A 13,887-nucleotide genomic window follows, 5' to 3' on the forward strand; every position below is an offset into this window, starting at 1 on the left:
GGCCGCCCGCTCCGGTTCGTCCCGCCGGCTATACCGAAGCCCCGGGGACGGTGCACTCCCAGGCTGCCTCGATCATCCGGAAGATCTCGTCCACCGCGGCTTCCGGATCGGCGGCCTCCCGGCCCAGCGAGTAGGCGTCGATCACGAACCTCGCGATCGCCGCGCTCTCCGTCGTGGTCCGCGCCAACGCGGGATCGGCGGCGACGGCCGCTGCCAGCGCCTGCGCATGGCGCACCCGCATCGACTCCCCGTACCTGCGCAACGCGGGGGATTCGTCGATCATGTGCCAGATCGGGGCGGCGCTGTCCGCCGAGCAATGTCGCACCATGGCATGGATTTCGCGCCGCAGCGCGGGGATGAGCGGTTCGTCGGCCGCCCGGTCGGTGACCGCCCGCACGAGTCCCTGTTCGAAGTCCTCATCCCGCTCGAACACCAGTGCCTCTTTGGCGGCGAAGTGGGCGAACAATGTCGTGACGGCAACGTCGGCCTCGGCGGCGACTTCGCGGATGCCCACCTCGTCGTACCCGCGTTCCAGGAAGAGCCGCAGGGCGGTGTCGGCGATCTTCTGGCGGGTCGCGGCCTTCTTGCGCTCACGACGTCCGGTCGGCACGGTCATGCCAGGAGGCTACCAGTTAGGAATCTGTATCGGTTGTGAATTCATACCTGTTTCAAAACACTAACCGTTAGTGTTACGTTCGAGGCATGAGGAAAGTGAGCTTCGCCGAGTTCGGCGGTCCCGACGTCCTGCAACTCATCGATGCCGAGGAGCCCCATGCGGGACCCGGCCGGATTCGCATCGCGGTGCGCGCGGCGGGCGTCAACCCTGTCGACTGGCGGCTGCGCGAAGGCCAGATCCTCGGGGCGCATCCGATCGCCTTGCCCGCCGGTGTCGGGCTGGACGCGGCCGGGGTGGTGGACGAGGTCGGCGCGGGCGTCGACGGAGTCGAGGTCGGCGACCCGGTGTTCGGCGAAGGCTCGAGCACCTATGCCGAGTTCGCCGTGCTGACGGCCTGGGCCCGCATGCCGGCGGGCCTGACGTTCGAGGAAGCCGCTGGGTACCCCTCCGTGGTGGAGACCGCGCTGCGCGTCATCGGCGAGGTCGGTGTGCGGGCCGGGCAGACACTGCTGGTCAGCGGCGCGTCGGGGGGTGTCGGATCGGCGGTGCTGCAGATCGCGCGCGAGCGTGGCATCACGGTGATCGGCACCGCGGGGGCCGCGAACCAGGACTATCTCCGGAGCCTCGGCGCCCTCCCCACGACGTACGGCGAGGGTTGGGTCGAGCGGGTGCGCCGGTTCGGGCCGGTCGACGCGGCCCTCGATCTGGCGGGCTCGGGGGTGATCGGCGAGCTCGTCGAGCTGACCGGGGATCCACAGCGGGTGCTCACCATCGCCGATCTCGGTGCGCCCGCACTCGGGGTCCGATTCTCCGGCGTGGCGGGGAGCGTGCCGGATGCGCTCGCCGAGGCCGCCGCCCTCATCTCGCAGGGCACACTGCGTATCCCGGTCGAGAAGTCGTACTCGCTGTCCGACGCCGCCGCGGCGCACGTCGACAGCCAGGCCGGTCACTCACGCGGACGCCGGGTCATCGTCATCTGAGTCGTGCGCGATCGCGCCGAGGCCACGGCGGCCCACACCCAGGGGTGGACAGCGGCCACCCCCGGGTTCGCCGGGTGATACCTGCGGGCACTATCCGGACCGGCACAGAGAGCGGATAGTCATAGTCAGCCCCTATGACTTTCTCCCCTGTGAAGGAAAGGCCACATGCAGCCCAGCTACGTGCACCACGTCAGGCAGCAGGTTCGCGTCTACGGCGAGACCCGCTCCTACATCTACCTGCGCGAGGCGGGGCGCGAGCTCGTCGAGGAGGTCGTCACCTACCGCGATCTCGATCGCGATGCCAGGGCGCTCGCCGCGTGGCTGGCCGATCGCCCGGAATCGACCGAACCCGTCGTTCTGCTCTACCACGACGGTATGGCTTTCCTGCGAGCCTTCCTCGGCTGCCTCTACGCCGGCGTCATCGCGGTGCCCGCGCCCCTGCCGCACGACGAGCGCAGCACCCGGCGCGTAGCGGGCATCATCGCCGACTCCGGCGCCCGCCTGGTTCTCACCACCGCCAACTTCCAGCCGATGGTCGCCGCGGCCACCACCGCGGCCGTGGTGGCCACCGACGAACAGCTCGGCGACCCCGACGCGTGGCGCCTGCCCGACATCGACACCGGGACCATCGCGTTCCTGCAGTACACGTCCGGCTCGACCGGCACACCCAAGGGTGTCGTCGTCACCCACGGCAACCTCCTGCACAACGAAGCCGCGATCTCCGCCGCGATCGGGAGCGACGACACCTCGACCGGCGTCACCTGGATCCCGCAATTTCACGACATGGGCCTGATCGGCTCGCTGCTCGCCTCGATCTACGTCGGCGCGAATCTGGTGTTCATGTCGCCCACCACCTTCCTCAAGCGTCCCGTGCGCTGGCTGCAGGCGATCGACAAGTACCGCGCCACCTGCACCGCCGCCCCGAACTTCGCCTATGAACTGATCGCCAAGCGCGTCACCGACGAACAATTGGCCACCCTCGACCTGTCCTCCCTCGAGGTGGCGTTGTGCGGCGCCGAGCCGGTCCGCGAACGCACCATCACCGCGATGCGCGAACGGTTCGCACCCGCGGGGTGGCGACCGACCGCATTGCTGCCCGCCTACGGCCTGGCCGAGGCGACGCTGCTCGTCACCTCCGGGCCGGTCGATGCACAGCCCGTCGTCACCGAAGGGCCCGACAGCATGCTGGTCGGTTGCGGACAACCGGCGCGCGGGCTCACCGTCCGCATCGTCGACCCGCACACCGGGCAGCAGGTCACCGACGACACCGTCGGCGAGATCTGGGTTCGCGGCGACAGCGTGGCAGCCGGCTATTGGAATCGGCCCGAGGAGACCCGGCACACCTTCGACGCGCATCTCGGCGACGAAGGGCCCTTCCTGCGCACCGGCGACCTCGGAATGTTGCGCGACGGCGAACTGTTCGTCACCGGGCGGCTCAAGGACCTGCTGATCATCAACGGCCGAAACCTCTACCCGCAGGATGTCGAGGAACTGGTGGAGGCGTTGCATCCCGCGCTCACCACCGGCGTGGCCGTCTCCGTCGAAGCAGGCGCCCGGGAACGGCTCGTCGTCGTGCAGGGCATCAAGACAGCGCTGCTGCGCGGTACCACCCTCGCCGAGCTGACCTCGACGATCAAGATCGCGGTCGCCCGCGGTTTCGATGTCCCCGCACCGAGCGTCGTCCTCATCGAGAGCCGCTCCGTGCACCGCACCACCAGCGGCAAAGTCCAACGGGCCTCGATGCGCGAGGCCTTCGTCGACAACAGCATCTCGACCGTCCTGCACGAAGACCTCGAACCGGCCCTGAGCCGATCCTCGACCGCGACCCACTGAGGAGCCGAAACATGTTCGCCACCATCACCACTCACTCCACGACAACCCAGGACTGGCTCATCGAGCGCGTCGCCGACTACACCGAACGCGCACCGCACCAGGTGGACCCGACGATCCCGCTCGCCGAACTCGGCATGGACTCGGTGTCGGCAGTGGCCCTGTGCGGCGAGATCGAAGACCGGTGGATGCTCGACATCGACCCGACCCTGGTCTTCGAATACCCCACCATCGCGGCCATCGCCACCTACCTCACCGCCGAAATCGCCGTCGCGGCATGACCGATATCGCTGTCGTCGGCCTCGACTGCCGTTTCCCGCACGCCGCCGACCCGGCGCGGTTGTGGCAGTTGCTGATCGACGGCCGCGACGCGATCTCCGAAGTCCCGTCGAGCCGCTGGAACGCCGACGACTTCCACGACCCGGCCGGCGCACCCGGCACCATCAACACCCGCAGCGGCGGATTCATCGACGACGCCGACGCGTTCGACGCCGAATTCTTCGGCATCACCGCGCACGAGGCCGAATCGATGGACCCGCAACAACGACTGCTGTTGCAGGCCACCTGGCGAGCCTTCGAGGACGCCGCGCTCGACCCCCGGGCGCAGGCAGGCTCACGGACCGGGGTCTATGTCGGCGTGATGGCCAACGAGTGGGCCAATCTGCAGATGAGCGACTACGCCGCGATCACGCCGCAGCACGGATCCGGCAACGGATACTTCATGACCGCGAACCGGCTGTCCTACCAGTTCGACCTGGAAGGGCCGAGCATCGCGGTCGACACGGCATGCTCGTCGTCGCTGGTCGCGGTCCACCTCGCGTGCAATGCCTTGGCAGCGGGCGATTGCGATCAAGCCGTCGCGGGGGGCGTCAATCTCGTGCTGACCCCGGCCGTCGGCGTGTTCTACACCCAGGCGGGTCTGTCGGCGCCGGACGCGCGGTGTAAACCGTTCAGCGGCAACGCCGACGGGATCGTGCGCGGTGAAGGCGTGGCAGTGCTCGTCCTGCGCCGCCTGGCGGATGCCGAGGCCGCGGGGCTGCCGATCTACGCGGTGATCAAAGGCAGCGCGGTCAACTCCGACGGGCGCAGCAACGGCATCACCGCGCCGAACCGATGGGCGCAACAGAAGGTGATCGGCGAAGCCTACCGGCGAGCGGGCGTGCGGCCCGACGACATCGACTTCATCGAGGCACACGGCACCGGAACGGTTCTCGGCGACATGATCGAGGTCAAGGCGCTCGGCAAGCTGCACGGGAGCAACCGGGCGCGGCCCTGCGGGATCGGGTCGATCAAGGGCAACCTCGGCCACACCGAGGGGGCCGCGGGCGTGGCCGGGCTCATCAAAGCCGTCCTCAGCCTGCACCACGGGGTGGTCCCGCCGTCCAGGTTCGCCGACCAGGAGAATCCGCGCCTGCAGATGGCCCGGCACGGCCTGCGCCTGCTCGACGATCCGATGCCGCTCGACGGACCCGCGCACGGTGGGGTGAGCAGCTTCGGGCTCGGCGGTACGAATGTGCACATGGTGTTGGCGAGCGCCACCGCATCGCCCGTGACTTCCGCACCATCCCAGGTTCCCGCCACGTCGGCAGTGTCCGGGGCACCTGGAGCAGCCGGAGCGAGGGTGATCACCCTCTCGTCGGACAGCGAGGATGGACTGCGGCGCAACGCGATCCGGATATCGGAGGCGTTGACATCGGTCACGGAGGACCACTTCGCCCAGTTCTGCTGGACGAGCAATCAGGTCAAGTCGTCGGGTCGGCACCGGCTCGCCGTCGTCGCCCACCACCGCGACGAGGCAATCGCGCAGTTGCACCCCGTTGACGGCACAGGCGACGACGTGAGCCGGCGGCACGGTCTCGCGCAGCCGGTGCGCGCCGGCTGGATGTTCACCGGTCAGGGCTCGCAATTCCGCGGTATGGGGCGAGCTCTGCACGAGACGAGCCCGGGGTTCCGGCGCGCACTCGAACTCGTCGACACCGCCATGGCCGCCCACCTCGGCCGATCGATCCGAGACCTGCTGCTCGACGAACACGCCGACCTCGATCCCACCGCCCTCGCACAACCGGCGATCTTCGCCATGGAATACGCCATCGCCAAGACGCTCGCCGACCTCGGCATCCGACCGGCCTGGCTGATCGGGCACAGCATCGGCGAATTCGCGGCCGCGGCGGTGGCGGGTGTCTTCGATCTCGACGACGCCTGCAAGCTGGTCACCGCGCGGGGACGGCTGATGCAACGACTGCCGGCCGGTGGCGCGATGCTGGCCGTACGCGCCGCCACCGAGCGGATCGCCGACCTGCTCACCGACGAACCCGCCGTGGTGGTCGCCGCCGTCAACGGCCCGGAGGATCTCGTCCTCTCCGGCGACGCCGAGGCGCTGCACCGTATCGCCTCGGCGCTGCGCACCCGGTCGGTGATCGCGAAACCGCTCACCGTGTCGCACGCGTTCCACAGTCCGCTGATGGCGCCGATGCTCGCCGAGTTCGACACCATCGCCAGTACCTGCGCCTACCGCGCCGCCGCACTGCCGATCTACTCGACCGTGCACGGCAGGCTGCTCGATCCCGAGGAGGTGATGGACGCCGAATACTGGACCGAACACGTCCGCGCCACAGTCCGTTTCGGCGAGGCCGTCCACGCCGCGCTCGGCACCGACCCGACGCACCTCGTCGAGGTCGGCCCCCGGCGCGTACTCGCCGCGGCGGTGCGCAGGATCGATCCCGGGCTCGGTGCACGCTGTCTGTCCCCGAGTCCCGGCCCCGGCGCGACCGGCGACGACCTCGCCGCCACCGTCGCCGCGCTCTACCGTGACGGTCTCGACCCCGTGTGGAACGAACTCTACGAACCCGCGCAGCGCGTCCTTCACCGCCTGCCGGTGTACGAGTTCTCTGGCGCGCACCGGTTCTGGGTGGAGCCACCCACTGTCGGCGCATCGGCACCCACACCCCACTCCGCACCTACCGAGGAAACGACGATGGACTCACTGATCGCGCTCTTCCGTGAACAGAACGCGGTACTGGCGGGCCTGCTGGCGGCGCCCGGCCAGGCACCCGGCACACCCCTCGACACCGGCTCCGGCTCCGTGCGCCACGATCACGCCCCGGACGCCGCCGCGATCGTCCGCGCGGAGGTGGCCAGGGTGAGCGGATTTCCCGCCGACCGGCTGGCGGACAGCCGAACACTCGGCGACAGCCTGGGCTTCGACTCGCTCATGCTCACCGACCTGTTCACCGGTCTGACCCGCAAGATCCCCGGCACGACCGTCGACCCGGCCCTGGTCACGGGGACAACGACGCTCGGCGATGTCATCGCCCACTTCACCGGTCGACGACCCGATTCCCCTGCCGCGCCGAACACGTCGGTCGAGACATCCGAAACCACCTCCACCGCAGCCGAAGCCAGGCAGGCAGACGTCGCCCCCGAGTACAGGGTCTCCGACTTCGCCGAGGTGCGAGCCATCACCGATCGGCTCGCGGGCGGCGAAGCACTGGGCCTGGCCAACCCCTACTTCCTGATCAACGACGGCGTCACCCGAGACACCTCGTTCATCGGTGGCACCCAGGTGGTCAACTTCTCCAGCTACAACTATCTGGGGATGTCGGGTCACCCCGCCGTCGTCGCCGCCGTGCAAGACGCCGTGGCCCGCTACGGCAGTTCGGTCTCGGCCAGCCGACTGCTCTCCGGCGAGAAGCCGATCCATCGCGAACTCGAGGCCGAACTGGCCGCCCTGCTCGGTACCGAGGACGCGATCGCACTGGTGGGCGGTCATTCGACGAACGTGACGATCATCGGCCATCTGGTCGGCCCCGAGGATCTGGTGATCCACGACAGCCTGGCGCACGACTCCATCCTGCAGGGCTGCCGACTGTCCGGCGCCACCCGCAGACCGTTCCCGCACAACGACCACGCCGCCCTCGACGCGTTGCTGACCGAGATCCGGCACCAATACCGCCGGGTCCTCATCCTCATCGAAGGCGTCTACAGCCAGGACGGTGACATCCCCGATCTGCCCGCGATCATCGAGATCAAGAAGAAGCACCGGGCCCTGCTGATGATCGACGAGGCGCACAGCGTCGGCGTACTCGGCGAGAACGGCGGCGGCATCGGCGAATACTTCGATGTCGACCGCCGTGATGTCGAGCTGTGGTCCGGCACGATGTCGAAGGCGCTCGCGGGCTGCGGTGGCTATGTGGCAGGCAGCGCGGAGCTGGTCCAATTCCTGAAATACACCACTCCGGGCTTCGTCTACAGCGTCGGCATGACACCGATGAACGCGGCCGCGTCCTTGGCCGCGATGCGGTTGTTGCGGACCGACCACACGCCGCTCGACCGCCTTCGACACAATGCCGAACTGTTCCTTCGCCTCGCCCGCGAGGCGGGTATCAACACCGGCGACAGCCACAACACTCCGATCATCCCGTGCATCGTCGGCGACTCGATGAAGACGCTGAAACTGTCCACCGCGCTGCTGCATCGCGCGATCAACGTCAACCCGATCATCTATCCCGCCGTGCCGGAAGACCTGGCCCGGCTCCGCTTCTTCGTCACCTCCTGCCACACCGAAGACCAGATCCGCGACACCGTCGCCGCCCTCGCCGAAGAACTCGCCCGGATTTCCGCCGACGACCTCGTCGACCACTAGCCCTGGCGGTCAGCCGGCCCAGTCGACCCCCTCTCGCCCCGCCACCGACGCACCGGGCCACTGTCGCGAGGAGTCATCCTTTTCGGGTGAGCCGAGCTCACGGCCGATGTGTGACCATCGGCGAATGCCCGCCCGGACAGCACGCCCACGCCGCCTGCGAGCCGGTCTGGCCCAGCTCGCCTTCATGCTCGCCGGGCTCGGCGCGGGCCTGGCCGCCCCGAGGATCGCCTGGGGACCACGCGCGCCGAGCGCCCCGGTGACCGACGCGCTGCTCTCGATCGGAATCGGCCTGCTCGGTGCGGTGGCCTTGATCTTCTCGCTGCTTTTCCTGGTGGTGCAATGGGTGATGTCCACGTTCATGCCACGGTTGATGCTGTTCCGCGACGACCCCTTCATCTGGCGGACCTTCGGGTTCGCCCTCGGGTTGGTCGTGTTCTGTGTGACCGCGGCCCTCGCCATCGGCAGAAGTCCCGAGGTTTCGGCGGTCGTGCCGGTCCTCGCGATGCTGGCGCTGTTCGTGCTGCTCGTGCTGTTGCGGGCATTGCTGTTGCGGGCCTTCGCCGCCATTCAGTTGGTGCCCGCGCTCAGTACGATCGCCGATCATGGGCGGACGGTGCTCACCGCCCTGTACGCCGCACCCCGCCTCGACTCGCCACAGCTGCCGCCCGTGCGGACGACGGTTGTCTGGAAGCAGCCGCCCGCAGTGCTGCAACGGGTCGAGACGGCCGACCTGATCGACGCCGCGACGGCCGCGAACGTGACCATCGTCTTACGTGAGAATCCTGGCGCCACACTGCATCACGGCTGTCACCTGGCAGATGTGCACGGCGGCGAACTGCCGGAAGACGCTGTGCTGGGCGGTCTCGTCGTCGGCACCGAACGAACCTTCGAGCAGGACCCGCTGCTCGCGCTTCGGCTGCTGGCCGATATCGCGCTGCGCGCGTTGTCCAGCGCGGTGAACGATCCGGCGACAGCCGTACAGGCCATCGACGAGTTGGAGGATCTTCTCCGGTGGGTGGCCGAGACACGTCTCGAACCGCTGCGGGTCACCGACAACGCCGGTGTCGACAGGCTGGTCGTTCATCTGCCGGGATGGGAGGAATTCGTCCGGACCGGGGTCGACGACATCGCCTTCGCCGCCCGCTCACCGATGGTCGTCACAGGTCTGCGAGACTCCCTGCGTCGAGTACGCGACCGGGCGACCCCCGAGCATGTCGAACTGCTCGACAGATGGCTGGCCCGGCTCGACGACCAGCTGGCCCAGCTATGAGCTCGGACGAGCCCAGCGCGCCGTCTGCCACAGTCGTGCCCAGTCGAAGGCCGCGGCGGCGGGACGAACTCCCGGTCTGGTTCTGGGTACCAGCACGCGCAGAGCCCCCGGCTGGATGGTGCACCGGACGGGTGTAGCGAGCAACAGGGATTCGCCGTCGATGCCTGCCGGGATCTCGGGGGCGTCGGCGTCGACGATCAACTCGATCGCTGTCTCCTGCGACAGGCCGCGAAGGCGGGTTCGGCGCAGCAGACCGACCGCTTCCCTGGTGCTGGTGACCGACAGCGTGACCGCGCCGAGAACACCGCGATCGAGGCGAATACGACGGCTCAGGCCCGCTAGATCATTGCTGCCGTACGGGTTGTTGCTCACCAGGATCGCCTGTGGTCCCTCCACCGCCATCGCACCGATCCGGGCGACCAGTTTCGGGCCGCTGTGTCCAGTGAGCAGGTCGGGAAGCAGCGCCAGCACCGTCGCGGTCTTGTCGTCGCGATATTCCGGACTGCGCACGATCTCCGCGTAGACCCCGAACGAGGCGTTGTTGACGAAGGGCCGTCCGTTCACGGTGCCCAGATCGACGCGCAACTCCACACCGTCGCCCAGGGCGTCGAGTGACCGGGTGGGATCCGCGCGATCGAGTCCGAGATCCATGGCGAAGTGATTGCGGGTGCCGGCGCTGATCACCAGGAACGGCAGATCGTGTTCGACCGCCACAGCCGCGACGAGGGCCTGGGTCCCGTCGCCGCCGGCGACCCCGAGTAGATCGGCGCCCTCCGCGGCTGCCTGGTGAGCCAGTGCGGTGACGTCGATTTCCTCGGGTCCTTCGAGCAACGCCACGCGGGCACCGAGTTCTTCGGCTTTGCGCACCAGGTCGAACTTCGTCACCTTCCCGCCACCGGAGCGCGGATTCATGATCAGGAAGGGGCGCTGCGGAGGTGGGACCGGAAATTCCGGCATCTTCGCGTCCGAACCGCTGCCGCGCAGGGCGGCGCGGGCGGCGCCCAGGGTCACCAGCGCGAGCGCACCCCACACCAGGACCACCCACAGCAGATTCGCCCGCACGAATGACACCACCACGACGAACGGCGCGAGCAGCGCCACCCCCAGTGCGATCCACCGCAGGATGCCGAACCGGGTGATGAACGAGTAGAGCGCCGCCACAGCGACCACGACGCCGCCGGTGCCGACGATCAGCAACGCCAACGCGCCGAACACCCCGGCGGCGAGCACGGGCACCACCACAGCGGCGGCAGCGGCGACGAACGCCAGTCGCGCCCACCAGCGTCGAGCGCGGCTACCGGCGGTGTCCGGCGAGTTCATGGAGGCGGTTCACTTGGCGGTGGTCTTGCGCGACCGGGGTCGGCGCACCGCCTTGGCCGGTGCCGGTTTCGACGCCGACTTCGTGGCCGGTCTCGGTTTCGGCGCCGGCGCCGGGGCCGGGGCCGGTTTCGCGTCGGACCTCGTCTCGGCGGCGGGATCGTCGTGCCACTTGATCTCGATTTCGATTTCGGTCTCGTCGCCGTCGACTTCGATCTCGAATTCCCACTGGAGGCGGTCGGCGACGACGATCTCGATCGAGTCGTCACCGGTCTTCAGTTCCACTTCGGAGCCGTGGGCGAGGGCCCGTCCGATCATGATGAGCCGCTCGCCTACCTCTGTGCGGGAGAGCTCTGTTTTCCTCTTGATCTCCAACTTCGGCACGGCAACTCCTGACTGGATTCAGCGTGGACGTCCATCCACCGTAGCCACCGCGGCGAGCTGGACGGATCACCCTTTTCGGATGAGCTGCACCTGCCGCCGGGCTTTCGAAACCCCAGCTCAGCCTGCACGGTCCAGGCGGGAGATGCAGTAGCCGTTCGCGGCGTGCTCGAGGGTGAGCTCGACCGCTGATGTCGCACCGTCCGCACTGCTCACCGGCGCGTTGATGGTGACGACGGTGCCCGTCGAGCTACGGACCGTGAGTGCCTTGTCCTCGAATCGCCGCACCCCGGACAGGGCGGTGCCCGGCTGGGTGCCGTTGCACAGCAGTGGGTAGTCCGGTTCCACGTCGGCCGGGTTCACGGGGTCGCCGACCACCCGGCTCAGATAGCGCTCGACGGTGTAGCGAGCCTGCTCCTCGGTGAGCCCGGTCGACGATCGGTCACTGACGATCGGGCAGCCGTACACGGACCGTAACTCGCTGGGGCGCAGGCTGACCTGTAGCGCGTCGTTCTGCCAATACGGTCCGAACTGGCCCAGGCTGCCGGGTCGGCGCACCGCATCGGCGATCTGCTCGACATCGCCGTACATCCCGGGGATCTCGGCGGGCGACTGGGTCCAGCACTTGCGGATCAGGGCGCTCATGTCACCGGCGAGGACATCGTCGAGCCAGGGGCGCAGGACCGCCGCCGCCTTCGGGCTGTTCGGGACGGCGCCGATCCGCGCGGTCTGCGTCGTGGCAGGCGCGTCCGAAGCACCCCTGTTCGCGGCGGTCAGCACGGCGAACGCGGTCACCGCGGCCACCACCGCCGCGCCACCGACACCGAGCAGGACTTTCCTGGTCAGCGACCTGCCAGGAGCCTGCGGCGTATCCCGCTGCAGCACAGCGGTCTCCCCCACCACCGGCGCGCCGGTGAGAGCCGAAATCGCCGCGTCGGCGAGCTCACCGCAGCTGGCGTATCGGTCGTCCGGATTCTTCGCCATCGCCCGCGCGATCACCCCGTCCAGGGCAGGCGGCAGCCCCGGATGTCCGGCCGACGGACGCGGCGGCGGCTCGATCAGATGCGCGCTGATCAACGCCGCCGGACTCTCCCGCTGGAACGGCACGAACCCGGTGAGCAGCTCGTAGAGGGTGCCGCCGAGGGCGTACACGTCGGTGCGCACGTCCAGCGGTTGCCCCTCGAGCTGTTCGGGCGCCGCGTACGCGAGCGTGCCGAGCACCGATCCCGCGGAGGTGAGACTCGTCGTCTCCCCCATGCTCCGAGCGATCCCGAAGTCGGTGACCATCACCTCGTCGGTGCCGTCGTCGGCACGGGCGATCAGCAGGTTCGCCGGTTTGATATCGCGATGCAGCAAGCCTTGCCGATGCGCGTAATCCAGTCCCTTCGCCGCCTCGGCGACAATGCGTACCGCCCGCTGGGGCGTGAGCACCGACAGCCCCTGGCGCAGCAGCTGTGCCGCGTCTAGCCCGTCCACGAACTGCATCGCGATCCACAACCGATCGCCGTCGACGCCCCGATCGAAGATCTGCACGACATTCGGATGACGCAGCCGCGCGGCCAGATCGGCCTCACGCTCGAACCGGGCCCGAAACGTCGGCTCCACCGCGAGCCGCCCATCGAGCACCTTCACGGCGTCGCGGCGCGGCAGCCGAGGATGCTGGGCCAGATACACCGTCCCCATTCCCCCGCCACCGAGCCTGCGCTCGATGCGGTATCCCGCAAGGATCGCCTCCGGCCCGAACTCCATCACCACTCCTTCGCACGACCACCCACGTGACTGCGCTCAGGTTATCCGGCACGGGCCACCCCTGCCGCAACTCGGATTCGGCTGCACGGGTTCAGCTCTCCGCGCGCTCGCCCCATTTCGCCATCCAGCTCGCGTTCTCCAGCGAGATGGTGTTCTCGCAGTCCGTGACGAATTCCGCCCACCGCACCCGATCGGTGGGTGATCCGTCGGCGCGCCACCGATCGAGCCGCCGTCGCAGGCGATCCGCGGTAGCGAGATAGGTCATCACCAGGAAGTCGTACCGCTTGCCCGCGAGGTAGGCCAGCAACGATCCGCTCAGCGTGGTCATGACCGCGACCCACGGAGCGATCCGGCCCGACGATTCCGCGCCGACGCCGGTGTTGATCGCGGCGACGATCGTGGCCGCGAGGCCGAGTCCGACGGCCGCGCGGCGCAACCTGGTCGCGCGGGCGCCGTAGCAGCGGGCCGTCGGCAGGTAGTAGTCATCGATCTGGGCCCGTACCCGATCGCGGACGTACTCGTCGGGCCGCATCGATCGCGGCGCCTGGACGGCGTCGTCGCCGGGCGCGAGCAGCGGCAGCAGGTCCTCTGCGGCCTGTTCGATGCCCTCGATCTCGGTCAGCAATCGCTCGGTCTGTTGCGCGTCGCCGATGGCGCGGAAGGTGAGAATTCTCTGCTTGATGCCTTCGGAGACGGCCCGTGCCCGGGTCCAGCGGCGGGTCGATTCCGCGGTGAGGTACTGGGCGGTGAGGAACGTCGCCACCGCCAGCGCCACCGCACCCGACAGCGCCACGACGCGGGTCGTGGTGCCGGCCGAGCGCAGGATCGTCGTGGTCGAGGCCGTGGCGATCGCACCCCAGCTGCCGAGGAACAGGACGGTGAGCCGCACTCGATCCAACCGGCGCTTCATCCGGGTAGCGGTGGCCGACCAGCGAGTTCGGCGCTGCCAGAGAGTGTTCAGGAGCGCGGCGACGGCGGCGACCTTGCCGGTGGTGAGGTCGACGACCGGCTGGTGGAGCAGGGCGAACTCGCCGGCGCTCAGCGCGGAGCGGAGCCGGGAGGCCAGTTCGGCCTAGCGGACGACGTCGGCCTGCATCTGCGG

Annotated in this window: 10 protein-coding genes; 5 read left to right on the top strand and 5 right to left on the bottom strand. The window is 68.9% G+C overall.

The window, feature by feature from the left end; translation table 11 throughout:
* Nucleotides 1-28: 28 nt before the first annotated feature.
* Nucleotides 29-616 (bottom strand): TetR/AcrR family transcriptional regulator, encoded by a 588-nt coding sequence (locus ACFWF3_RS06160; protein WP_379312703.1) that lies wholly within the window; start codon nt 614-616, stop codon nt 29-31.
* 86 nt (nt 617-702) lie between these two features.
* Between ACFWF3_RS06160 and ACFWF3_RS06165 the strand changes: the two genes are divergently transcribed.
* The 5 genes from ACFWF3_RS06165 to ACFWF3_RS06185 all read left to right on the top strand — a co-directional run bounded on the left by ACFWF3_RS06165 (nt 703) and on the right by ACFWF3_RS06185 (nt 9,338).
* Complete coding sequence (locus ACFWF3_RS06165; protein WP_379312704.1) at nt 703-1,596, top strand: NADP-dependent oxidoreductase; 894 nt, start codon at nt 703-705, stop codon at nt 1,594-1,596.
* A 165-nt stretch (nt 1,597-1,761) separates the two neighbouring features.
* Nucleotides 1,762-3,429, top strand: coding sequence for a fatty acyl-AMP ligase (locus tag ACFWF3_RS06170; protein ID WP_379312705.1), 1,668 nt, complete (start codon nt 1,762-1,764; stop codon nt 3,427-3,429).
* Between the two features lie 11 nt (nt 3,430-3,440).
* Nucleotides 3,441-3,707 (top strand): acyl carrier protein, encoded by a 267-nt coding sequence (locus ACFWF3_RS06175; RefSeq protein ID WP_378993964.1) that lies wholly within the window; start codon nt 3,441-3,443, stop codon nt 3,705-3,707.
* Nucleotides 3,704-8,068 carry a type I polyketide synthase gene (locus ACFWF3_RS06180; protein ID WP_379312707.1) on the top strand — a complete coding sequence of 1,455 codons (4,365 nt, stop codon included), beginning with the start codon at nt 3,704-3,706 and terminating at the stop codon, nt 8,066-8,068. The genes ACFWF3_RS06175 and ACFWF3_RS06180 overlap by 4 nt, the downstream gene beginning before the upstream one ends.
* Nucleotides 8,069-8,192: 124 nt before the next feature.
* Nucleotides 8,193-9,338: a DUF2254 family protein gene (locus ACFWF3_RS06185; protein ID WP_379312708.1), complete on the top strand. Its 1,146-nt coding sequence runs from the start codon at nt 8,193-8,195 to the stop codon at nt 9,336-9,338.
* On the opposite strand, the gene ACFWF3_RS06190 is transcribed toward ACFWF3_RS06185, so the two are convergent.
* From ACFWF3_RS06190 to ACFWF3_RS06205, 4 genes are all read right to left on the bottom strand, one after another.
* The gene (locus tag ACFWF3_RS06190) at nt 9,333-10,658 is read right to left on the bottom strand and encodes a diacylglycerol/lipid kinase family protein (protein WP_379312709.1); all 1,326 of its coding nucleotides are present in this window, start codon (nt 10,656-10,658) and stop codon (nt 9,333-9,335) included. The two genes, ACFWF3_RS06185 and ACFWF3_RS06190, sit on opposite strands and share 6 nt — an antisense overlap.
* Before the next feature lie 9 nt (nt 10,659-10,667).
* Entirely contained in the window at nt 10,668-11,039 is a 372-nt protein-coding gene (locus ACFWF3_RS06195) for an amphi-Trp domain-containing protein (RefSeq protein ID WP_379312710.1), read from the bottom strand.
* Nucleotides 11,040-11,156: 117 nt separating this feature from the next.
* Nucleotides 11,157-12,785 carry a serine/threonine-protein kinase gene (locus ACFWF3_RS06200; protein WP_378993954.1) on the bottom strand — a complete coding sequence of 543 codons (1,629 nt, stop codon included), beginning with the start codon at nt 12,783-12,785 and terminating at the stop codon, nt 11,157-11,159.
* A 91-nt stretch (nt 12,786-12,876) separates the two neighbouring features.
* Complete coding sequence (locus ACFWF3_RS06205; RefSeq protein ID WP_379312712.1) at nt 12,877-13,851, bottom strand: DUF4231 domain-containing protein; 975 nt, start codon at nt 13,849-13,851, stop codon at nt 12,877-12,879.
* Between the last annotated feature and the right edge of the window lie 36 nt (nt 13,852-13,887).

Origin of the sequence: Nocardia sp. NPDC060220 (assembly GCF_042727815.1) — a bacterium.
Lineage (GTDB): Bacteria > Actinomycetota > Actinomycetes > Mycobacteriales > Mycobacteriaceae > Nocardia.